This is a genomic window from Achromobacter kerstersii (assembly GCF_902859595.1).
GTDB classification, from domain to species: Bacteria; Pseudomonadota; Gammaproteobacteria; order Burkholderiales; family Burkholderiaceae_B; genus Achromobacter; species Achromobacter kerstersii.
Map to the genome: position 1 here is coordinate 1 of NZ_CADIJQ010000009.1, position 20,987 is coordinate 20,987.

Below are 20,987 nucleotides of genomic sequence, written 5' to 3' on the forward strand. Positions count from 1 at the left end.
TGGTGATTCGGTTTTTACGATTCGACCATTGATATTGAGCATTGATTAAAAGAAAACCCCTCGCAGCTGGCGCTGCGAGGGGTTTTTGCATGGGCGCGGGTATTAATCCTGTCTTTACGCTACGGCTACGGCTATCGCTACGGCTTCGGATCGTGCGGTGGTTGATACCGGCCGCGCCGATGTCAGGGCAATTGGCGACGCAGTGCTGCGAAGAAAAGCTCGGATTGCAGACGTTCACTTTGGATCTGGGCGGCGACTTTGCTGGCGATATCTGCATTAACTGGCTTGAGTGGGCGGCCGGTGGATTGCGCCAATACTTGTGCAGCACAGGCGCGCTCTAGGAAGAAAAGGTCGTCATACGCATAATCCAGACGTTCGCCACAGACGACGACGCCGTGGTTGCCCAGGAAAACGATATCCGCGCCTTGCATGGCGTGGGCGATGCGTTCGCCTTCGCTGACATCGAGCGCCAGCCCGTTGTAGTTTTCGTCGATCGCCAAGCGGCCATGAAAGCGCATGGCATTTTGGGACAGCGTCGTATCCAGCCCGCGATCTGAGGTGAGCGTCAATGCGGTGGCATAGGGCATATGCGTGTGCAGGACGCAGGCTTTGCCCGCAATGCGGTGAATAGCGGCATGAATGAACATGGCGGTAGGTTCGACGGCATGCCGGCCGGCCAGTTTGTTGCCATGGGCATCAATCAAGACGATATCGTCCGCCTGGACTTCATTCCACATCAGGCCGCGCGGATTCAGCAGGAAGTGGTCCGGATCGCCGGGCAACGCCACGCTGAAATGGTTGCAGACGCCTTCGCCCAAGCCATGAGCAGCGGCAGCGCGCAGTGCCAGCGCCAGATCCGCGCGCAGCGCGGCAACGGGTTTGGCGTGAAAGAGTGCCTCGGCAAAACGGGGTTCTTGATTCATGACTGCCTTCGAAGGTTCAGAAAGGGTGAGACGAGCCCAACTCGTTTACCGCCAACCCGCGGCGCGGAACAATTCAGGCACGAGATCCAAAGTGGGTACGGTAGCGTCCGGGCGGTAGTCCGGCAAGAGTTTGCGGCCAGTTCCGCGGTCGATCCATACACAGCGGAAGCCAATATCACGGGCGGCCGCGTGATCCAGATGTGGGCTGGCGCAGATGTGTACGACCTGGTCGGGCGAGACGCCCAGGCTGTCGTGCGCGTGGGCGAAGATCTTGCGGGATGGCTTGTAGGCGCCCGCCTGCTCGGCCGTGATCACGCGGTCGATGTGGCCGCCAAGCTGCGCCACATTGCCCGCGATGATCTGATCGTCGGTATTAGAGACAATACAAAGCCGGAATCCCGCCTGCTTCAACGCTGCCAAAGCACCGACGACCTCGGGAAACGGCGGCATCGCAGAAATGCTACCCGTGAGCATGTCGGCGTCTTCCGGCCGATAGGCAAGGCCGAGTTCCTGCATGGTTAACCGCAATGATTCACGGGTGATGTCAGCGAAGCTGCGATGCGGCGGGGTGCGCTCCAAGCGGTGCTCGTGCTCATCATAGACATGCAGGAATTGAGCTGGCGTTGGCGTTTCCTGACCGTTCGCGTTGGCCGCCAGAATGCGTGCGACGGCGGCTTGCAGGCCTTCATCCCATTGGATCAAGGTGCCATAGCAATCGAAGGTGAGCCATTCGGGACGCGGTAAATGATTCAGCGGCATAGGAGTGTCCTGGAAGCGATTTCGGAATTGTGAGCGTAGCGGTCCCGCAATCCAGTTGTAAAATTAATAATCGAACTCAACTCAGTTGATAGTCAAATATCAAACTTCCCATGCTCGATCTTGAACTGCTACGAACCTTGGTATGCGTCGCCGATGAAGGCAGCTTCACGCGCGCGGCTAGCCGTGTGCATCGGACGCAGTCAACGGTCAGCCAGCAGATCCGCAAGCTGGAACAAACCGTGGGGAAGACGCTCTTGCTGCGTGATCGCACCGGCAGCAACGTGTCGGCCACCGAAGATGGCGAAGTGATGCTGGCCTATGCGCGCCGCTTGTTGCTCATTGCGGACGAGGCCGAGCATGTGATGGCGGCGCCCCGCGCGGCGCGGGTCGTGCGGCTTGGGATACCTGAGGACTTCGACGTATCGCGGCTGACCGTGCTGCTGGCGGGGTTTGTGGCCAACCATCCCGACGTGCGGCTGGAAACGATCAGTGGCATGAGTACCGACCTGCGCGGCAAGCTGGCATCGGCGGATCTGGATTTGGCGCTGATCAAGCGCGAGCCTGGCGAGGGGCCTTGCCTGGCGGCGTGGCCGGAGCGTTTGGTGTGGGTGGGCGACAAGCGCCATCTGGCGGGGGCTGGGGCCGTACCGTTGGTGATATTCCCGCACGGCTGCATCTATCGAAAGCGCATGATTTACGCCCTGGAAAGCATGGGCCGCCATTGGCATGTGGCGTATCACAGCCACAGTCTGGCCGGCGTGCAAGCGGCGGTGGCGGCCGGGCTGGGCGTGAGCTTGCTGCCGGCCTTTGCACGGTTGTCTACGCACGCCTTGCTGGGCGAACAAGAAGGGCTGTCGGCGGTGCCGGCGACCGAGCTGGCCATCGTGGGCCGTTCGCGCGCGCCCACGGGGATCGAACAACAGTTAGTGGCCGCGCTAAGACACGCCGTCGAAACGGATATCGAAGGCGCGCTGGCCCCTTAGGACAACAACGCGATCAGTTCAGATCGCCATCAACGTAATACCATCGCCCGCCTTCACGCACGAAACGGCTGACTTCGTGCATGCGATGCGCGCGTCCGGCTTGACGGCTACGCGCCACGAATTCAACCGTCGCGTGTTCGTCATCCTGGTTACGCGCTTGTTTGATGGCCAGCCCCAGCCACTTCAAATCGGGCGGATTGGGTTCCAGGGAGGCGGGGCGTGTGTTGGGGTGCCAGGTGGCGAGCAGATAAGGCAGCTTGTCCAAGACAAACGCGCTGTAACGCGAACGCATCAGCGCTTCGGCGGTGGGCGCTTGCATGGCTTGCGGGCCATCGTGCCAGCGGCCACAGCATTGGAGGTACGTTGCGCCACCACAAGGGCAGGGCAGATTCGAGGAGTCGGGCTTTTTGGTCACGGGAAAATCGAAACAGCCATTCAGACCAGCAGGTCGTTGTATTCGGGGTGGCGGCGCACATAGACCGCGGCGTAGGAGCACAACGGGCGTACCTTCCAGCCATTGGCGCGCGCGGTGTCCAGCGCGACTTTGGTGAGGTCGGCCGCAATGCCGCGGCCGCCGACCTGGCTGGGCACGCCCGTGTGAACGATGGCCATGGCGCCGTTGTGCAACTGATAGTCCAGCACGCACAGCACGCCATCGACGGTGGCGGTGAATCGGGATTGCGCGGAGTCGTGGGTGACGATGGTCATAGGGCGAGTCTCTTGAGTAGCCGTTCTCTGGTTCAACGGGTCAGTGGTTCGGCGGTTTGGCGGTGCCATAGTTCAACGGTGCCGCAGTTCAACGGTTCAACAGCTCAACGGTTCAACAGTCCAACCGTTCAACAGTCCAACGGTTCAACGATTCAGCGTTTTGATCAGCGCGGTGAGCTGTGCGTCGCGCGTCTGCACCAGATCAGCAATGCTGCGCTGGCCTGCTTCGGCGTTGACGCCTTCGATCAGTTTGCGCTGAAGTTCGGGCGTGACCACGGGTGCGCCCAGGTCGTCCCACCAGGTTTGGACGGGCCCAAGCAGATGATGCATGAATTGCGTCAAACCGCCTTCGCCACCGCCCAGGTTAAACGTCATGTGCGGCCCGAACAGCGCCCAGCGCAGTCCGGGGCCTTGCGAGACAGCGGCGTCGATATCGGCCACGCTGGCCACATTTTCCGCCGCCAGGTGGATCGCTTCGCGCCAGACCGCGGCTTGCAGCCGGTTGGCGATATGGCCCGGCACTTCCTTGTTCAGGCGGATGGGGTACTTGCCCATCGCTTGGTAGAACGCGATGCTGCGGTCGATGGTGTCTGCGGACGTCTTGTCGCCGCCCACCACTTCCACCAACGGGATCAGATGGGGCGGGTTGAACGGATGGCCGATGACAAACCGCTCGGGATGCTGGCAGCGCGATTGCAGGCGGCTCATGATGAGCCCCGATGAGCTGGATGCCACGATCACGTGCGGCGGCAATATCGCGTCCATGCGGGCAAAGAGGTCAATCTTGAAGTCTTCGCGTTCGGGTGCGTTTTCTTGAACGAAATCCACATCCGCCAAGGCGGCGGTCAAGTCCGGTTCAAAATGCAGCGCATCGGATGACGCGCCCTCGGCCACGCGGCCCAGTTCCTTGAGTACGGGCCACGCGGCGGCGACGCGAACGCGCGTTTGTGCTTCGGCATCGCTGGCGGGGTCACTGACCACGACCTCCAGCCCGTGCGCCAGGAACAGCGCCGCCCAGCTGGCGCCGATCGTGCCCGCGCCCACGATGGCGACGCGGCGAATGGAGGGGATGGGCGTGGCGGTGCTGGACATGCGGCTCTCCGAGGATGGGGTTCGGCCACATTGTGAAGCAAACGCCGCCGCGCTGCCATGTGCACGCTTAAGAGTTGCGGGTGCGTCGCAGATGCTGCCAGACCAGTACGACCGCTACCGCGTAGCTTGCCGCAATGACGCAGTAAGCGACGGGCAGGCTGGCGCTCCAGTCGGGCAGCGCATGCAGAATGGTGCCCATCAGCGCAACGCCGACCAGCGCGCCCGACTGGCGGTTGGCGTTCAGCGCTGCGGCGGCGCTATTGGCATGTTGCTTGCCGGACACCTGCATCACGATGCTGGTCATCGCCGGCACGGCAATGCCCACGCCCAGGTTTGACAGCGCGACCATGATGGCGAACGGCCAATAGGCGATGCCGGGCGTGAACGCATAGATGCCCGCCGCGCTCATGATGGCCGCAAGCGAGACGCCGCCCAACAGCGACGCCGATACGTTCCAACGCGCCGAGACGCGGCCGGAAATCATGTTGCCGATCGAGAAAACGGCAAGCATCGGCACCAGCTGAATGCCGGTTTGCAGGGCGTCTGCGCCTCGGGCGTGTTGCAGAAACAGGCTTAGTAAGAAGAGCTGTCCGTACGACGCCAGGTTGATGAGAAAACCCACGCCATTGGCGGCGGCGAATTGCGTCGTCTGAAACAACGCGCGCGGAATGATGGGTTCGGCATGGCGGCGTTCGCGCCGCACCAGCAACACGGCCGCGACGGCGCACAGAGCGCTGACGCCGGCGATGCGGCTGGAGGTCCAGCCGTAGGCGTTGCCCTGGATCAGCACGAAGCACAGCGACGACAGCGCGATCACGCCCAGCACGTGGCTCAACGGATTCAACCCGCGCGGGCGGCGCGGGGCTGCCTGGATGCGGCGACGCGCCAGCCACAGGCCGGCCGCCCCAAGCGGAATATTGATCAGGAAAATGCCGCGCCATCCAAACTGATGGATCAGTACGCCGCCCAATAAAGGGCCGGACGCGCCGGCCACTGCGACGATGGCCGACCACGCGGCCAGCATCCGGTTGCGTACGTGTTCGTCGTCATACGCATGGGTCAGCAGGCTGAGCGAGCTGGGCATGAACAAGGCCGCGCCCACCCCTTGCAGCATGCGGGCGGCGATCAGCGTGTTCGCGTCGGGCGCCAACCCGCACAGCAGCGAGGCCAGCGTGAAGACGCCCAGGCCGCTCAGGTAGATCGTCTTGGCCCCGTAGCGGTCCGCCAGCGCGCCGGCAACCAGCAGCAAAGCGGCGAAGGTGAGGGTGTAGCCGTCCACAATCCAGACCAGGTCGGTCAGCGGCACGGTGAATTGCAGCGCGATGCTGGGCAGGGCGACGTTGACGACGGTGACATCAAGCATCGCCATCACAAAGCCGATGGCCAGGGTGATAAGCGGCAGCCAACCGGTGGCGGGCGTGGCGTCCTGGACGGGCGCGGGGACTTGCGGGCAAGCGGTATTCATGATGATCGGGGGAATGGCGGCATTTCGAGGAATGAAGCTTAGGAGTTTTCAGCGATGCAAAAAAGCTGAATAAGTGCTTTATAGTCATGCAAATTTGCATCACAAGGCGGGCTTCAAGCCTCTGCCAAGGACGAGCACCATGGATTGGGACAATGCCAGGATCTTCCTGGCCATCTATCGGATCGGAACACTGCGAGGGGCGGCGGCCCTGTTGCAGATCGATCAGGCGACGGCGGGGCGGCGGTTGGCGGCGCTGGAATCATCGCTGGACGCACGCTTGTTCTTGCGCACTCCCGGCGGCTATGTGCCGACCGCCGCTGGCGAGCTGGCCTTCGCTGCGGCGGAGCGCATGGAGCAGGCGGCTGATCAATTGCAACGGCAAATGCAAGGGCTGGACCACCGCTTGTCCGGCGTCGTGCGGGTGGCGGCGTCCGAAACCGTGGCCAGCTACTTCATCATGGAGGCTATTCGCCGCGTGCATGTTCATCATCCGGATATCCGGGTGGTGCTGTCCGCGTCCATCCAGATCAGCAATCTGACGCGGCGCGAGGCGGACCTGGCGATACGCAACGTCAAGCCGGATAACCCTGACCTGATCCAACGCCATCTGGCGCGCAAAGAGGTGGGTTTGTACGCGTCACGCAGCTATCTGGCGCAGCATGGCGAGCCCAAGCCTGGCACGGCGTTCGCCGGCCACGCGCTGGTGACGTATCAGCAGTCGGTGCTGCCGGGCTGGTCGGACACGTTCTGCGGCGAACCCACGGGCAATGGCCATATTGCCGTCGAACTGAATTCCGGAATGATGATCATCGACGCGGTGGCTGCGGGCCTGGGCATCGGCGAATTGCCTACCCATATGGCGCCGGCGTATCCCGAACTGGTTCGGATCTGGCCGACGCGTAGCGAACCTTACGATCTGTGGCTGGTGATGCACGGTGACTTGAACCGCACGGCTCGCGTGCGCGCGGTGGCTGATGCGATTGTCGACGTGTTTGAAGCGGATAAGGTTTGAAGTGGGCATTGGGGCGGACAGGGTCGGAAGCGGACAAATGGCGCATCAACTGCGGTAAACCGTGGCTTGTGGGGCGGCGCGTCAGGCGCTAAGGTTTGTCTGCCCCGCAAGAAACCTATGACTTCAGGAGTCACGCGTGTCCGATCTTTGGCGTTTGTCCGCAGTTGAATTAGCCGCCCGTATCCGCAACCGTGAGGTGTCAGCCGTGGAAGCCGCGCAAAGCGCGCTCGGCCGGCTGGATGCCGTGAACCCCGCGCTTAATGCCGTCATCGATCATCGTCCCGAAGACGTGCTGGCGCAGGCTGCCGCCGTGGACGCTGCGCTGGCCCGTGGCGAAGATGCCGGCATGTTGGCCGGGGTCCCCGTCACCGTGAAGGTCAACGTGGATCAGGCCGGGTATGCCACCACCAATGGCGTTGGCCTGCAGAAAGATTTGATCGCCACCGTGAACAGCCCCGTCGTCGACAACCTGCGCAGGGCCGGCGCTGTCGTCCTGGGGCGTACCAATACGCCTGCATTTTCATTGCGCTGGTTCACTGGCAACGCGTTGCATGGCGACACGCGCAACCCGCGTAACGCCGCGCTGACGCCCGGTGGGTCGTCGGGCGGCGCCGCATCGGCGGTGGCGGCTGGCATCGGGCATCTGGCGCATGGCACGGATATCGCCGGGTCCATTCGTTATCCCGCCTATGCCTGCGGCGTGCATGGCTTGCGGCCGTCGTTGGGCCGTGTCGCGGCCTACAACGCGGCCTTGCCTGAACGATCGATTGGTGGCCAGTTGACCGCAGTGTCTGGTCCGCTGGGCCGCACCATCGCCGATGTTCGGTTGGGGCTGGCTGCGCTGGCAGCGGCCGACCCCAGAGACCCCTGGTGGGTGCCCGCGCCCTTGGTGGGCCCGGATGTGCCGCGCCGTGCCGCGCTATGCGTGAACCCGGAAGGCATGGACACCGAACCGGCCGTGGTCAAAGCGCTGCAAGAGGCCGCGCGCCGGCTGACCGAAGCCGGGTGGACGGTCGATACCCTGGACACGATTCCCCCCCTGCAGGAAGCGGCCGATCTTCAAATTCGTATGTGGATGGCAGATGGCTATGACGCCATGTTGGCCGCAGCCGAAAAGGAAGGCGACCAAGGCGCGCTCGTGGCCTTGCGAGGGCAGCGCGATAAGGCCGCAGGCGCTGACCTGAATAGCTTTTCTGCAGTGTTGACGCGCCGCGCGACGCTGACTCGCCAGTGGGAATTGTTCTTTGCCGACTACCCGATTCTGCTGCTGCCTGTGTCCGCAGAGTTGCCATTCCCAGACAAGCTGGACTTGCAGGGCGACGCCGCCTACGCCCGGGTGTGGCGCGCGCAGATGACGCAAATCGGCGTGCCCTTCATGGGCCTGCCCGGCTTGTCGGTGGCGATGGGCAGCGCAATGAGCAGCGCGGGCCCGAGCCCCGTGGGTGTGCAGATTGTGGCGGGGCGCTACCGCGAAGACCTGTGCTTGGCGGCAGGTGAAGTGATCGAAGCGGCAGGCGACCCGGTCAGCATCGCGGAGCCCAAGCCGCGATAGATTCACGGCGCCGATGCCGCAATCGGCACCGCGGCATCGGCGCCGATAGGTTCCGATTGGCTCGGCAGCCGTGATCGTCGGGCGAGGTAGACCACCGAACTTCAGGTGGCCCGGCTCAGGCGGCGTGCTTCAAGTGGGGTGCTTCAAGTGGGGTGCTTCAAGCGGGGTGCTTCAAGCGGGGTGCTTCAAGCGGCGGGGGGTGCCGCCTGCCATTCGGTTCGCAGCAGGCCCATCATGCCGGTGTCCCAGCGCGCGTCGCCCGCGCGCGTGGATGAACGCCTGACGCCTTCCATGGTGAAACCCAGTGCTTCGTACGTACGGATGGCGCGTGTGTTGAACATGTACACGTTGAGCTCCAGGCGTTCGATGCCGGGTGTGCGAAAGGCTTCTTCGATCATCAGTGTGACCATGGGCCGTGCCAAGCCTTGTCCGCGCTCGGCCGGGGCGATGGCTACGCGGCCAAGGCGGGCGTTGCCGTCGCGCCATTCATAGGCCAACTGCGCATGGCCGATGGCGGTGTCGCCGCGATACGCCATCCAGCAACGGCGGTTGGGCGGGCGGGACTGCCCTTGCGCCAGCATGTCTTCCACATCGTCTTGCGTCAGCGGGTACGACAGGTGCGAGCCGCCCCATTGCACGACGTCCGGCAGGCTCGAAAACCAGCTGGCTAACAACGGAAAATCCGAGATCGCAAACGGGCGCAGGGTCAGCATGAACGAAGGCTCCAGCAGGGTGGAAGGGGCGAAGTGGGGCGTTATTGTCGGACGGTGCGTTGACCCCGTTGATGACGCGAGGACGAATGTATTACTCAACATGCAGCGGCAGCACGCACGGTTTACCGCGCGTGCGCGTATTCACTTACTGAAGCGCAACCGCAGCACGCCCAGGTCGCCATAAACCAGTTCGATATCCTGGTTTGCCGGCACATCCAGGAATCCGGCGTACGAACCTGTAATAACGTGTTGGCCGGCATACAGCCCAAGGCCTTGTTCGCGCAGGAAGTTCGCCAGCCAATACAGGCCAGCCTTGGGGCGATCGTTAGGGTGGAAGCCGGGATGCTGCTCGACTTCTTCGCCATTGACCAACAAGGTCAGCGTCATGCTGGACGGGGCGGCGTCGGGCGATGCAATGCGCGGGCCCAGGACCAGGCCCTGGTTGAACATGTGGTCGGCCAGCAGCTCGGGCAGGCTGGCGTGTTCGGGCGACGCGTAGCGGCAGCCAAGCACTTCCAACGCCAAGCATGCGCTGCCCACCGCGGCATCAATTTCAGCTTCGGTGTAGGGCGTGGCGCGGGCGGGCAGATCGTGGGCAAGTTCGAAGGCGATCTCGGGTTCGATCCGCACGATGTCGGTGCGCGCTGCGATGGGGCCGGCTTCGGCGTGGGCGGTGCCTGACGCGTAAATCGGCGCCACCACGGTTTTTTCCGGTGACGGCAACGCGCTCTTCCAGGCCGCGATGCGGTCCTGGCGAGTTTCTTGCAGCAGCTGCGCGGTGCGTTGCTGGACGGCAAATGCCTGCCCCAGCGATTGCGGGCGGCATTCAGCGGGCAGGCGCGGCCCCGCAATGCCGGACTCGCGAGCGGCGATCAAGGTACGGGCGGCGTCAAGGCTGCCCGGATAGTCTTCGATTCTGATTTGCATGCGTTCAGGTCCCCAAATACAACATGACCCACAAGACGATCATTGCGATCAGGCCGAGCCAGCACGAGCCCCAAAACCCCACGATGGGCCACTTCAGCGACAGCGGCGTCTTTTTCGGATCCACGTGACCCAGCAGGTCGTTGGCGTTGCCCACCAGCCAGAACCGAGTACCCGGGAACATCAGGCGGAAAAAGTAATCCAGCATGATCGCGGCCTGGATCGACAGCGGGTATTGCTTGAACGGGCGATGCTGCAGATACGGGTGCTTGAGCGTGGCGTTGATCTCTTTGCTCTTGAAGAAAAACAGCACGATGCCGCTCAGCGAGCAGGTGATGAAGCACAGCACGAAAAGGCTGAAGGCCATGGCCATGACAGGAGAATGCATGGGGGAGATCTCAAGATTGCGCGGCACGCCGCGTTGGGATGATAAGAAGCCAGAATGGAATTTCTGGCCGTATTGTAGAAGGCTTGGCGGCAGCCCGTGTTCAGGGCTGCGTCAGCGCTGACGGGCGTTGAATCGTCCCCGTCTTGGCTTCGGCCGGAACCATTGCTTTGGCCTCGACGATTGCTTGGGCCATTGCTTCGGCATCGGCGGTTGCCTGGGCCATTGCTTCGGCATCGGCGATTGCCTGGGCCATTGCTTCGGCATCGGCGATTGCCTGGACCATCGCTTCGGCCCCGGCCCTGATATCGCGCCGAACGAAACCGTCCGGCACGAAACGGCACCGGATTAACCGCGGACCTGGCCTTCGCCGGTCAGTACCCATTTCAGCGTGGTCAGCCCTTCCAGGCCGACGGGGCCACGGGCATGCAGGCGGTTCGTGGAAATGCCGATTTCCGCGCCCAGGCCGTATTCGAATCCGTCGGCAAAGCAGGTGGGCAGGTTCACGTACACCGAGCTGGAATCCACTTCACGCTGGAAACGTTGCGCGGCGGACAGGTCTTCCGTGACGATGGCATCCGTGTGGCCGGAGCCCCAGCGGGCGATGTGTTCGATGGCGTCGTCCAGCGTGTCGACGATGCGCACGGCCAGGATTGGGCCCAGGTATTCCGTGCCCCAGTCTTCTTCCGTGGCGGGCGTGATGTGCGGCAACAGCGCCAGCGTGCGCGGGCAGCCGCGCAATTCGACGCCGTGCTCGGTGAAAGCGGCGGCCAGCGTCGGCAGAATCGAGACAGCGGCCACCGCGTCGACCAGCAGCGTTTCCATGGCGCCGCAGATGCCGTAGCGGTAGGTCTTGGCGTTGAAGGCGATGGAGTGCGCCTTGTCCGGATCCGCCGCTGCGTCGATGTAGATGTGGCAGTTGCCATCCAGGTGCTTGATCAGCGGCACGCGCGCTTCTTGCGACAGGCGGGCGATCAGTCCCTTGCCGCCGCGCGGCACGATGACGTCGATGTGTTCGGTCATGGTGATAAGCGTGCCGACGGCCGCGCGGTCGGCGGTGGCCACGACCTGCACCGCATCTTGCGGCAGGCCGGCGGCAGCCAGGCCCATTTGCACGATGCGGCCCAGTGCGATATTGGAGTGCAAGGCTTCGCTGCCGCCACGCAAGATGGCCGCGTTGCCCGACTTCAAGCACAGCGCTGCCGCGTCGATCGTGACGTTGGGCCGCGATTCATAAATGATGCCGATGACGCCCAGCGGCACGCGCATCTGCGCGACCCGCATGCCGTTGGGGCGCACGGTCGTGGCGGTGATGCTGCCGATGGGGTCGGGCAGGGCGGCGATTTGGCGCAGGCCTTCCGCCATGTGCGCCAGGGTCTTGTCTGACAGCGTCAGGCGGTCGAGCAGGGCCGGTTCCAGGCCATTGGCGCGCGCGGCGGCCACGTCTTTTTCGTTGGCGGCTTTCAGTTCGTCGTGGCTGGCGGCCAGTGCGTCAGCCATGGCGAGCAACGCCTTGTTCTTGGCGGCGCTATTGGCGCGCATCATGGCGCGCGAGGCGCGGCGGGCGTTTTCGCCCAAGGTCAACATGGCGTGTTCAATGGAGGACGAGGACATGGCGGCGTCGATCATGGAGTGGGGGCGGCGCAGGGGCCGTCTGAGGAATCAGTGTATATCCGGCCAAAGCGGCCGGGCGTAGGCAAAGGGGGGGCGTGGGGCGAACCGAAAGCTGAAACGAAAGCCGAAACGTAAGGCTGAAACGAAGGCCGAAGCGAAGGCCGAAACGAAGGGCGCAGAGCGAAGCGAAGGCGGCGGCAATGCCGCCTTCACGGTCGCCCGCCGGCGGCGGCGACTCGCAGCGCCAGCCGGGTCATTTCTTCCCAGGGGTCAGACAAACGTCCCGGCACGGACAGGCCCTTGATCAGCCGGTCGACTTCGTGAGCGTGTTGCACTGCGGCAGGCCAGACGCTGGGCTGTACCCGGCCTAGCGCTTGCAATGCCAGGCGTTCGTGCGCGCCGAAAATACGTAGGCGGCGCATCAAGCCATTCACGTCCTGACCCAGCGCGCGCGCTTCGGCGACACGGGCCAGCAAGCGGATTTCTTCGCCCACTGCCCACAGCACCAGCGGCAAGGCTTCGCCTTCGGCACGCAGGCCGTCGATCATGCGGATGGTGCGCGAGATATCGCCGGCCAGCATGGCGTCGCGCAGGCCGAATACGTCATAGCGCGCCACATTCAGCACCGCGCGCTCGACGTCTTCTGCCGCCAGTTGGCCTTCAGGATAGAGCAGGCCGAGCTTCTGGATTTCCTGGTGCGCCGCCAGCAGATTGCCTTCGACCTTGTCCGCCATCCATTGCAGGGTGGCGGCATCGGCGCGCTGGTTCTGCCGGGCCAGCCGCATGCCCACCCAGGCGGGCAGCCGGCCGCGTTCGACATTGGCGATATCCACCATCATGCCGCCGCGGTTAAGCGCTTGGACCCAGCGGCTTTCGCGCGTGGCTTTGTCCAGCCGGGGCAGGGCGATGAGGATGAGCGTGTCGGCGTCGGCCTGCTTTTCGGCTTGCTCGGCCAGCTTGGTCAGGGTGTCTGCGCCGGACTTGCCGGGCTTGCCGGTAGGGATCTTGATTTCAAGAATGCGCCGGTCGCCAAACAGCGACACGCTTTGCGTGGCGGCGAGCACGGCGCTCCAGTCGCTGCGGGCGTCCATCACCATGGACAGACGCTCGGTGTAGCCGGCATTGCGCGCCGAGGCGCGCAAGGTGTCGACGGCTTCGGTCACCAGCAGCGGTTCGTCGCCCGACACCGTGTACATCGGCGCAAGCCGGTTGCCCGGCCGCTGCAGGTGTTCGGCCAACCGGTCTGCGTCCAAAGGCTGTGCCATGGGCTAGCGCAGGATGGCCGGGTCGGTGGTGGACGGCGTTTGCCACGGCGTAGGCGTACGCTTTTGCTCCGGCGCGTTCGGGTCGTACAGCGGAATCTCGCCGCTTTCGCCACGTTCTTCTGCGGACTCCACCGCACGGCGAACTTCCGGCGCGGTCATGCGGCGCAGCAAGCGAGACACCAGGTCGCGTTGCATGGCCTTGTACAAGGTGTCGATCTGGCCCTGCTTGGCCTGCACGACTTGATCGTCATACGGCATTTCGCGGTAGATCGACAGGGTTGTGTCCGGAATCAGCGCACGGCCCTTGTTGTCGATCAGGCGGAACGTGTAGTTGATGCCCAGTTCGTATTCCTCGACCCGGCCTTGCGCGTTCAGCGAGACTTCGCGCAGCGTGCGCGTATCGGCGACTTGCTGAAGAATGGCTTGCGCTTCCTTCGGCGAATCGACGAGCTTCGTGTTCGGCGAGGCGGCCCGCAGCGAACGGCGCACGTCGGCGCCGAACTGCGTGTTGTCGGGGATGCCGATATAGAGCGTGTCGAACGGCATGGGAGTCACCCCCCGCAGCGCGAAACCGCAAGCAGAGAGCAGCATGAACAGCGCCAGGCAGGCGCCGCGCAGCAGCCAGGATTGGCGGGGGGAGTGCGTTTGTTGCCCGGCGAAGTGCATGCTTGACCTCATCAGCCTACGACGTTGACCAGTTTGCCCGGAACCACGATGACACGCTTGGGCGGACGGCCTTCCAGGAATCGGGTGACTTCTTCCTGGCTGGCGGCGAGCTTTTCGATGTCTTCTTTGGCGGCGGTGGCGGCCACGCGGATCGAGCCGCGCAGCTTGCCGTTGACCTGGAGCATCAGCTCGATTTCGTCCGCGATCAGCGCGGCTTCGTCCACATGCGGCCACGGCGCGTCAAGCAGGTCGCCCAGTTCCTTGGCGTAACCGAGGTCTTGCCACAGGTGCCAGGTGATGTGCGGGACCACCGGGTACAGCACGCGCAGCAGCACGCCCAGCGTCTCGGCATAGGCGGCGTCGGCAGCGGCGTCTTCGGCCAGCTTGGCGTCGTCGATGGCGTTCAGCATCTTCATGCAGGCCGACACGACGGTGTTGTACTGGATGCGCTGGTAGTCGTAGTCGGCTTGCTTGAGCAGCGTGTAGACCTCGCGGCGCAGATCCTTGACGGCGGTTGCCGCTTGCGACCAGTCGGCGCCATTGGCCAGGCCACGCGCGATGGCGTCGCGGCGGGCGTAGCTGATGGACCAGAGGCGGCGCAGGAAGCGGTTGGAGCCTTCAACGCCGGAGTCCGACCATTCAAGGGTCTGCTCGGGCGGGCTGGCGAACATGACGAACAGGCGAGCCGTGTCGGCGCCCAGCGTGTCGATCAGCGATTGCGGATCGACGCCGTTGTTCTTCGACTTGGACATCGTGCCCACGCCGCCATAGTTGATGGCGGAGCCGTCCGACTTCAGCTTGGCGCCGGTGATGGCGCCGCGGTCGTCGTAGACGTTTTCGACGTCTTCGGGCCAGAAGTATTCAATGCCGCCCTGGGGCGTCTTGCGCGAATAGATATGGTTCAGCACCATGCCCTGGCACAGCAGCTTGGTGAAGGGCTCGTCGAAATTGAGCAAGCCCATGTCGCGCATGACCTTGGTCCAGAAGCGCGCGTACAGCAAGTGCAGCACGGCGTGCTCGATGCCGCCGATGTACTGGTCCATCGGCATCCAGTAGTCATTGCGCGCATCGACCATGGCATTGTCATTGCCCGGCGAGGTGTAGCGCATGAAGTACCAGGACGAGTCCACGAACGTGTCCATCGTGTCCGTTTCGCGGCGCGCGGGCTTGCCGCAGCTGGGGCAGGCGCAGGACAGGAAGGCTTCGTTCTTGGCCAGCGGGTTGCCGCTGCCGTCGGGGATCAGATCATCGGGCAGGATGACGGGCAGGTCTTTTTCCGGAACCGGAACCGGGCCGCAATCCGCGCAGTGGATGATGGGGATCGGGGTGCCCCAGTAGCGCTGGCGCGAAATGCCCCAGTCGCGCAGGCGCCACGTGGTCTGCTTTTCGCCCAGGCCTTGCGGGCCCAGGTCGGCGGCGATGGCGTCCACGGCTTCCTTGTGCGACAGGCCGTCGTACTTGCCGGAATTGATGGTGCGGCCCGACTGCTTGTCGCCATACCATTCCTGCCAGGCGGCGGTGGAGTATTCCTTGCCGGCCACTTCCACGACTTGCACGATGGGCAGGTCATATTTCTTGGCGAAGGCGAAGTCGCGTTCGTCATGCGCGGGCACGCCCATGACGGCGCCGTCGCCGTAGGTCATCAGCACGTAGTTGCCGACCCAGACTTCGACGTCCGCGCCCGTGATCGGGTGCGTGACGGTCAAACCCGTACGCATGCCTTCTTTTTCACGCGTGGCCATTTCGGCCTCGGTCGTGCCGCCCAGCTTGCACTGTTCGATGAACGCGGCCAGCTGCGGGTTGTTGCGCGCGGCGTGCGTCGCCAGCGGGTGTTCCGGCGCCACGGCGCAGAACGTCACGCCCATGATGGTGTCGGCGCGGGTCGTGAAGACGTACAGCTTGCCGTCCTGGATCAGTTGGCCATCGTGGCCGGCGATCTTGTGCGGGAAGGCGAAACGCAGGCCCTCGGACTTGCCGATCCAGTTTTCCTGCATCAGGCGGACGCGCTCGGGCCAGCCGGGCAGGTCGTTCTGGACGGCGCCAAGCAGTTCGTCGGCGTAATCGGTGATGCGCAGGTAGTAACCCGGGATCTCGCGCTTTTCAACCAGCGCGCCCGACCGCCAGCCACGGCCATCAATGACTTGTTCGTTGGCCAGCACGGTTTGGTCCACCGGGTCCCAGTTCACGACCTGGGTCTTGCGGTAGGCCACGCCCTTTTCCAGCATCTTCAGGAACAGCCACTGGTTCCATTTGTAGTACTGGGGATCGCAGGCGCACATTTCGCGCGTCCAGTCGATTGCCAGACCCATCGCCTTCATCTGCTTCTTCATGTAGGCGATGTTGTCGTAGGTCCATTTTGCCGGCGGCACCTTGGACTTGATGGCGGCGTTTTCCGCCGGCATGCCGAAGGCGTCCCAGCCCATGGGCATCAGGACGTTATAGCCACGCATGCGCAACTGGCGCGCCATCATGTCGTTGATGGTGTAGTTGCGCACGTGGCCCATGTGCAGCTTGCCGCTGGGATAGGGCAGCATCGAGCAGGCGTAGAACTTCGGCTTTTCAGAGCCGTCGGCGTTCTTCGCGTGTTCGTGGACCAGATAGACGTCGCGGGCCTGCCAGTCTTGATGGGCGGCCGCTTCGACGGTAGTGGGGAGGTAACGTTCCTGCATGGGCTCGGGCACGGTGGCAAAAAAGGGTGAGCCGCCCTGCCGCGCGGACGCGGGGGCGGCCTGACGCGGTGGCGGTCAAAACCCCTGATTATAGGAGGTGCTAGGCACGGACAGGGGACGGAGCCGTTTCGGGGATGCGCGCACTGGGCGCCAGGGCGCCATAGGCCAATGTCACGACCCCCAGGACGGCGCCCGCGATCACCACGCCGGGCCAGCCAAAATGGGCGTAAAGCCAGGACGATACCAGTGAACCGGATGCGCCGCCGATGAAGTAACACGTCATATAGCCGGCAGTCAGGCGGCTGCGGGCTTCCGGGCGCAGGCGATACAGCGAACTGCTATTGGTGACATGGACACCCTGGATCGCCAGATCCTGCACCACGATGCCCGCCAGCAGGGCCACGACCGACATCTGGCCAAACGCCATCAGCCCCCAGGAACCCAGCAGCAACAGCAGCCCGACGCGGGTGGCCAGGTTGCCCAGGCCCCGGTCGGCCAGCCGGCCAAAGCGGTTGGCGGCATAGGCGCCCGCCGCTCCCGCCAGCCCGAACAGGCCAATGGTGGTGTTGCTGTATTCATAAGGGGGGCTGGCCAGCAGAAAGGTCAGCGGCGTCCACAGCATGCTGAAGGCGGCGAACAACAGGAAGCCCAGCAGCGACCGCGCGCGAAACAGCGGCTCTTCCACGAACATGCGCAGGATGGAACCCAACAGGCGTGGATAGCTCATCGTTGTCGGGCTCTGATAACGGGGCAGCACGCGCCACAGGACGGCGGACATGACCAGCATCAGAATGGCGGCCACCCAGTAAACCGTGCGCCAGCTGCCCACGTCGGCCAGCGCGCCGGCCACGGTGCGGGCCAGCAGAATGCCCAGCAGCAGGCCGCTCATGACGGTGCCCACCGCCTTGCCCCGTTCATGCGGCGCGGCCAGGGTCGCCGCAAACGGCACCAGAATCTGGGCGACGACGGACAGCAGCCCCGTCAGCGCGGTGCCCACCAGCAGCACGATGATGTTGTCGGCAAACGCTGAAATCAGCAGCCCGCCCGCGGACAGCAGCGTCATCAGCACGATCAGGCTGCGGCGTTCGAACAGGTCGCCCAACGGCACCAGCAGCATCAGCCCCAGCGCATAACTGAGCTGGGCGGTGGTGACGATGGCACCGGCTGCCGCGTTCGACAGCTGGAATTGCTGGCCGATCGTGTGCAACAGCGGTTGCGCGTAATAGTTACTGGCGACGGCCAGGCCAGTGGCCACGGACATCAACAGGATGATCGGCGCGGTGAGCACCGGTGTCGGAGTGGGGGCGGAAGCGGATGTCATAAGGGGCAAGGCGAGTCAGGCGGGGTTTGGATGCGGCGAATCAGGCGGGGTTTGGATGCGGCGAATCAGGCGGGGTTTGGATGCGGCGAATCAGGCGGGATTCGGATGCGAAAAGCGGGGGGCGAAAACCGTGCCGTGTGGGGTGGCAATGCGTCGGTCTGCGCGGCAGGATGACGGAAGGGCGCGTCAGGCCCCAATGCCTCCCGGCGTTTCCTGATCATGTTTGATCAGCAGTTTTTTCAGCAGCCCCGCCAATTGCTTGCGTTCCGTGGACGACAGCGGGTCGAGCAGTTCGCCCAGGTCTTTCAGATAGTCCTTCAACACCAGCTTGATGACGCGCAAGCCTTCGGCCGTGAGCGACACGATGATGCCGCGGCGGTCGTCAGGGTTGGGATTGCGCACCAGCAGGCCGGCTTGTTCCAGGCGGTCCAGACGGTTGGTCATGGCGCCGGAGGTCAGCAGCAAGGCTTCGACCAGCTTCTGCGGATTCATGGCGTGAGGCGCGCCGCTGCGGTACAGCGTGGCCAGCACATCGAATTCGCCCTGGTGCAGGTGGTAGCGGCGAAAGCTGCGGTTCACGTTGCGGGTGGCGAAGGCATTCAGACGGAACACGCGGGTGACGACCGACATGGCCGCGAAGTCCTGGTTGGGACATTCCGTGGTCCATTGCGAGATCACCAAATCAACAAGGTCATTCATGGGCAGGGGAGGAGGGCGGACGATGGGGCAGACGATGGGGCAGACGATGGGGCAGACGACGGGGCAGACGACGGGGCAGACGACGGGGGCAAGCGATGATTGTTTGATATGAAGTTTCTTGACGTTGAGATAAATTCTAGCAGGCCGCCCACCCGAAATGCAAAGCGCGCGGCAAAAAAGCGCGCCACCAAAGAGAAAGGCCCGCCTCTTTCGAGGCGGGCCTTTCCGGCTTGACCAGATACTCGCGCGAATTACTGCGCGGCGTCCTTCAGCTTCTTGAGCGGGCGAACCTTCACCTTGACCGAAGCCGGCTTGGCGGGGAACCAGCGCTCTTCACCCGTGAACGGGTCCTTGCCGAAGCGCTTGGCCTTGGCGGGAACCTTCTGCACGGCAACCTTGAACAGGCCGGGCAGCGTGAATTCGCCAGCGCCCTTCTTGTCCACGGAACCCAGCACCGAGGTTTCCAGGCTGGCCAGAACGGCCTTGACGGCCTTGGCTTCAACGCCCGATTGCTCAACGATGTAAGCGATCAGTTGGGTCTTGTTCAGAGCAGCCTTGATGGCCTTGGGTGCAGCAGCGACCTTCTTGGCGGCGACGACCTTCTTTGCTGCGGGCTTCACAGCGGCCTTGGTGGCGGTTGCCTTCTTTGCAGGCGCCTTGACGGCGGGCTTGGTGACTTTCTTCGCAGGAGCTTTTGCTTTGGTGGCCATGGTCAAAATCCGTAGTTGAGGACATGGGGCAGCGTGCGCCGGGTATCGGCAATTAACGCTACGCGCCCGATGATAGCGGAAGACTTGGGGTTCTTGCGGCTTTACAACGGGTTTTAAGCCACTGTTTGTTGTTTTCGACGCGAAAAGTGCTTCTAGCAAGGGCTCTTGCAATAGGTCGTGACATTCGAGTCCTTTTTTTGCGGCACATGCGCGCACTGAACCAACCGCGCCGAGCATGTTCCAATTGCGTGCGAAAAACAGAATGCACGGGATGCAAGCACCTATATGTTGATGAAGAAATTGGCGGCGAGTCTGCTCGTCGCAAGCGCGTGTTTGACCAGCGCGATGGCGCAGCCGATGCCGGAACCGGTGTTGTCGGCCAAGGCGTGGCTCTTGCTGGATGAGACCAGCGGACAGGTCATCGCGTCGCACGCCGCAACGACGCGTATCGAACCGGCGTCGCTGACCAAGATCATGACGGCCTATGTCGTGTTCGATGCACTGAATAAGAAGGAGGTGACGCCCGGCCAACTGGTGGTGATCTCGACGCGCGCCTGGAAGGTGCCGGCGGGCAGCTCGAAGATGTTCCTGGAGCCGGGCTCCAAGGTGTCGGTTGACGAATTGCTGCGCGGGCTGATGATCCAGTCTGGCAATGATGCGGCCATTGCGCTGGCCGAAGCGGTGTCGGGCAGCGTGGAAGCCTTCGTCGCGCGAATGAACGATACGGCTGCCAAGCTGGGCCTGCACGCGACCCGCTTTGCGAGCCCGCATGGCCTGCCGGACCCGAACACCTACTCCACGGCCAGCGACCTGTCCATATTGGCCACGCGCTTCATTCGCGATTACCCGCAGCTATACAAGACCTACGATTCCGCCAAGCAATTCACATTCAACAAGATCACGCAGCCCAATCGAAACCGCCTGCTTTGGCTGGACCCGAGCGTGGACGGCTTGAAGACGGGGCACACGGAATCGGCCGGCTACTGCATTGTGGCCACGGCGCGCCGGCCCAACGGCGCCGACCAGCGGCGCTTGATCACGGTGGTGGTGGGCACGGCGTCCGACAAGTTGCGTACGCAGGAAAGCCGCGAGTTGCTGGAGTGGGGTTTCCAGGGGTTCAATACGATCAAGCTGTACGCGCGCGGCCAGGCAGTGGCCACGCCCGAAGTCTGGAAGGGCGAAAGCGACAGCCTGAAGGCCGGTTTCGCGCGGGACGCCTACGTGACCGTGCCAGCGGGCGCCAAGGTGGAGCCGGTGTGGACGCCGCAGGAACCGCTGGTCGCCCCGATTGCCGCGCAGGCCACGGTGGGCGCACTGCGCGTGATGGTGGATGGCAAGCCGGCCATGCAGTTCCCGGTGGTGGCGCTGGAACCCGTGGCTGAGGCCGGTTTCGCCGGCCGCGCATGGGACTCTGTTCGGTTGTGGTGGCGGGGCCATTCAGGCTGATCGCAAGCGGCGGACAAGACTGCATAGAGGCCGGCAACAAGCGAGCTAGAGGCCGGCAACGCGCGGGCATAAATGCCAGCC

General features: G+C 63.7%; 21 protein-coding genes. 4 read left to right on the forward strand and 17 right to left on the reverse strand.

All coding sequences use genetic code 11. The features are described 5' to 3' along the window. Window positions 1–182: 182 nt before the first annotated feature. Together HV765_RS22825 and HV765_RS22830 are read right to left on the reverse strand one after the other, a co-directional pair. The gene (locus tag HV765_RS22825; RefSeq protein ID WP_175171056.1) at window positions 183–923 is read right to left on the reverse strand and encodes an aldolase; all 741 of its coding nucleotides are present in this window, start codon (window positions 921–923) and stop codon (window positions 183–185) included. A gap of 45 nt (window positions 924–968) precedes the next feature. Further along, the gene (locus tag HV765_RS22830; protein ID WP_175171057.1) at window positions 969–1,682 is read right to left on the reverse strand and encodes a haloacid dehalogenase type II; all 714 of its coding nucleotides are present in this window, start codon (window positions 1,680–1,682) and stop codon (window positions 969–971) included. Window positions 1,683–1,792: 110 nt separating this feature from the next. Here HV765_RS22830 and HV765_RS22835 point away from each other — a divergent pair, with 110 nt between their 5' ends. Beyond that, the gene (locus HV765_RS22835) at window positions 1,793–2,665 is read left to right on the forward strand and encodes a LysR substrate-binding domain-containing protein (protein WP_175171058.1); all 873 of its coding nucleotides are present in this window, start codon (window positions 1,793–1,795) and stop codon (window positions 2,663–2,665) included. Window positions 2,666–2,678: 13 nt separating this feature from the next. Here the strand turns inward: HV765_RS22835 and HV765_RS22840 are convergent, their stop codons facing one another. The 4 genes from HV765_RS22840 to HV765_RS22855 all read right to left on the reverse strand — a co-directional run bounded on the left by HV765_RS22840 (window position 2,679) and on the right by HV765_RS22855 (window position 5,930). Next, on the reverse strand, window positions 2,679–3,080 hold the full coding sequence (locus HV765_RS22840) for a YchJ family protein (RefSeq protein WP_175171059.1): 402 nt from the start codon (window positions 3,078–3,080) through the stop codon (window positions 2,679–2,681). A 20-nt stretch (window positions 3,081–3,100) separates the two neighbouring features. Then, window positions 3,101–3,373, reverse strand: coding sequence for a GNAT family N-acetyltransferase (locus HV765_RS22845; RefSeq protein WP_054427101.1), 273 nt, complete (start codon window positions 3,371–3,373; stop codon window positions 3,101–3,103). 144 nt (window positions 3,374–3,517) lie between these two features. After that, entirely contained in the window at window positions 3,518–4,465 is a 948-nt protein-coding gene (locus HV765_RS22850) for a 3-hydroxyacyl-CoA dehydrogenase NAD-binding domain-containing protein (RefSeq protein WP_175171060.1), read from the reverse strand. A gap of 67 nt (window positions 4,466–4,532) precedes the next feature. Further along, complete coding sequence (locus HV765_RS22855; RefSeq protein WP_175171061.1) at window positions 4,533–5,930, reverse strand: MFS transporter; 1,398 nt, start codon at window positions 5,928–5,930, stop codon at window positions 4,533–4,535. Window positions 5,931–6,069: 139 nt separating this feature from the next. Here HV765_RS22855 and HV765_RS22860 point away from each other — a divergent pair, with 139 nt between their 5' ends. Further along, the gene (locus tag HV765_RS22860) at window positions 6,070–6,942 is read left to right on the forward strand and encodes a LysR family transcriptional regulator (protein ID WP_175171062.1); all 873 of its coding nucleotides are present in this window, start codon (window positions 6,070–6,072) and stop codon (window positions 6,940–6,942) included. A gap of 136 nt (window positions 6,943–7,078) precedes the next feature. Continuing rightward, window positions 7,079–8,494, forward strand: coding sequence for an amidase family protein (locus HV765_RS22865; RefSeq protein ID WP_175171063.1), 1,416 nt, complete (start codon window positions 7,079–7,081; stop codon window positions 8,492–8,494). Between the two features lie 185 nt (window positions 8,495–8,679). On the opposite strand, the gene HV765_RS22870 is transcribed toward HV765_RS22865, so the two are convergent. The 11 genes from HV765_RS22870 to HV765_RS22920 form a co-directional block, all read right to left on the reverse strand. Further along, on the reverse strand, window positions 8,680–9,207 hold the full coding sequence (locus tag HV765_RS22870) for a GNAT family N-acetyltransferase (protein WP_175171064.1): 528 nt from the start codon (window positions 9,205–9,207) through the stop codon (window positions 8,680–8,682). A gap of 141 nt (window positions 9,208–9,348) precedes the next feature. Continuing rightward, window positions 9,349–10,134 (reverse strand): 2-keto-4-pentenoate hydratase, encoded by a 786-nt coding sequence (locus HV765_RS22875; protein ID WP_175171065.1) that lies wholly within the window; start codon window positions 10,132–10,134, stop codon window positions 9,349–9,351. A gap of 4 nt (window positions 10,135–10,138) precedes the next feature. Continuing rightward, on the reverse strand, window positions 10,139–10,519 hold the full coding sequence (locus HV765_RS22880) for a hypothetical protein (protein WP_175171066.1): 381 nt from the start codon (window positions 10,517–10,519) through the stop codon (window positions 10,139–10,141). A gap of 100 nt (window positions 10,520–10,619) precedes the next feature. Further along, window positions 10,620–10,850, reverse strand: coding sequence for a hypothetical protein (locus HV765_RS22885; RefSeq protein WP_175171067.1), 231 nt, complete (start codon window positions 10,848–10,850; stop codon window positions 10,620–10,622). Between the two features lie 14 nt (window positions 10,851–10,864). Next, the gene (locus HV765_RS22890; RefSeq protein WP_054427109.1) at window positions 10,865–12,145 is read right to left on the reverse strand and encodes a glutamate-5-semialdehyde dehydrogenase; all 1,281 of its coding nucleotides are present in this window, start codon (window positions 12,143–12,145) and stop codon (window positions 10,865–10,867) included. 194 nt (window positions 12,146–12,339) lie between these two features. Beyond that, window positions 12,340–13,395 (reverse strand): DNA polymerase III subunit delta, encoded by a 1,056-nt coding sequence (gene holA / locus HV765_RS22895; RefSeq protein WP_175171068.1) that lies wholly within the window; start codon window positions 13,393–13,395, stop codon window positions 12,340–12,342. 3 nt (window positions 13,396–13,398) lie between these two features. Then, a complete protein-coding gene (locus HV765_RS22900; RefSeq protein ID WP_054427111.1) occupies window positions 13,399–14,061 on the reverse strand; it encodes an LPS-assembly lipoprotein LptE in 663 nt (220 codons plus the stop codon). Window positions 14,062–14,072: 11 nt separating this feature from the next. Then, a complete protein-coding gene (leuS, locus tag HV765_RS22905) occupies window positions 14,073–16,730 on the reverse strand; it encodes a leucine--tRNA ligase (protein ID WP_175171069.1) in 2,658 nt (885 codons plus the stop codon). 100 nt (window positions 16,731–16,830) lie between these two features. Continuing rightward, window positions 16,831–18,051 carry an MFS transporter gene (locus tag HV765_RS22910; protein WP_054427113.1) on the reverse strand — a complete coding sequence of 407 codons (1,221 nt, stop codon included), beginning with the start codon at window positions 18,049–18,051 and terminating at the stop codon, window positions 16,831–16,833. A 186-nt stretch (window positions 18,052–18,237) separates the two neighbouring features. Then, a complete protein-coding gene (locus HV765_RS22915) occupies window positions 18,238–18,750 on the reverse strand; it encodes a MarR family winged helix-turn-helix transcriptional regulator (RefSeq protein ID WP_054427114.1) in 513 nt (170 codons plus the stop codon). A 251-nt stretch (window positions 18,751–19,001) separates the two neighbouring features. Next, a complete protein-coding gene (locus HV765_RS22920; RefSeq protein ID WP_054427115.1) occupies window positions 19,002–19,460 on the reverse strand; it encodes an HU family DNA-binding protein in 459 nt (152 codons plus the stop codon). Between the two features lie 285 nt (window positions 19,461–19,745). On the opposite strand from HV765_RS22920, the gene HV765_RS22925 reads away from it, so the two are divergent. Continuing rightward, window positions 19,746–20,906 (forward strand): D-alanyl-D-alanine carboxypeptidase family protein, encoded by a 1,161-nt coding sequence (locus HV765_RS22925; protein ID WP_175171070.1) that lies wholly within the window; start codon window positions 19,746–19,748, stop codon window positions 20,904–20,906. Window positions 20,907–20,987 lie beyond the last annotated feature (81 nt).

Excerpts from the sequence above, each read along its gene's own strand:
- HV765_RS22825 (WP_175171056.1), bottom strand. The coding sequence starts at position 923 with ATGAATCAAGAACCCCGTTTTGCCGAGGCACTCTTTCACGCCAAACCC.
- HV765_RS22830 (WP_175171057.1), bottom strand. The coding sequence starts at position 1,682 with ATGCCGCTGAATCATTTACCGCGTCCCGAATGGCTCACCTTCGATTGC.
- HV765_RS22835 (WP_175171058.1), top strand. The coding sequence starts at position 1,793 with ATGCTCGATCTTGAACTGCTACGAACCTTGGTATGCGTCGCCGATGAA.
- HV765_RS22845 (WP_054427101.1), bottom strand. The coding sequence starts at position 3,373 with ATGACCATCGTCACCCACGACTCCGCGCAATCCCGATTCACCGCCACC.
- HV765_RS22850 (WP_175171060.1), bottom strand. The coding sequence starts at position 4,465 with ATGTCCAGCACCGCCACGCCCATCCCCTCCATTCGCCGCGTCGCCATC.
- HV765_RS22855 (WP_175171061.1), bottom strand. The coding sequence starts at position 5,930 with ATGAATACCGCTTGCCCGCAAGTCCCCGCGCCCGTCCAGGACGCCACG.
- HV765_RS22860 (WP_175171062.1), top strand. The coding sequence starts at position 6,070 with ATGGATTGGGACAATGCCAGGATCTTCCTGGCCATCTATCGGATCGGA.
- HV765_RS22870 (WP_175171064.1), bottom strand. The coding sequence starts at position 9,207 with ATGCTGACCCTGCGCCCGTTTGCGATCTCGGATTTTCCGTTGTTAGCC.
- HV765_RS22875 (WP_175171065.1), bottom strand. The coding sequence starts at position 10,134 with ATGCAAATCAGAATCGAAGACTATCCGGGCAGCCTTGACGCCGCCCGT.
- HV765_RS22880 (WP_175171066.1), bottom strand. The coding sequence starts at position 10,519 with ATGCATTCTCCTGTCATGGCCATGGCCTTCAGCCTTTTCGTGCTGTGC.
- HV765_RS22890 (WP_054427109.1), bottom strand. The coding sequence starts at position 12,145 with ATGATCGACGCCGCCATGTCCTCGTCCTCCATTGAACACGCCATGTTG.
- holA (WP_175171068.1), bottom strand. The coding sequence starts at position 13,395 with ATGGCACAGCCTTTGGACGCAGACCGGTTGGCCGAACACCTGCAGCGG.
- HV765_RS22900 (WP_054427111.1), bottom strand. The coding sequence starts at position 14,061 with ATGCACTTCGCCGGGCAACAAACGCACTCCCCCCGCCAATCCTGGCTG.
- leuS (WP_175171069.1), bottom strand. The coding sequence starts at position 16,730 with ATGCAGGAACGTTACCTCCCCACTACCGTCGAAGCGGCCGCCCATCAA.
- HV765_RS22910 (WP_054427113.1), bottom strand. The coding sequence starts at position 18,051 with ATGACATCCGCTTCCGCCCCCACTCCGACACCGGTGCTCACCGCGCCG.
- HV765_RS22915 (WP_054427114.1), bottom strand. The coding sequence starts at position 18,750 with ATGAATGACCTTGTTGATTTGGTGATCTCGCAATGGACCACGGAATGT.
- HV765_RS22920 (WP_054427115.1), bottom strand. The coding sequence starts at position 19,460 with ATGGCCACCAAAGCAAAAGCTCCTGCGAAGAAAGTCACCAAGCCCGCC.
- HV765_RS22925 (WP_175171070.1), top strand. The coding sequence starts at position 19,746 with ATGTTGATGAAGAAATTGGCGGCGAGTCTGCTCGTCGCAAGCGCGTGT.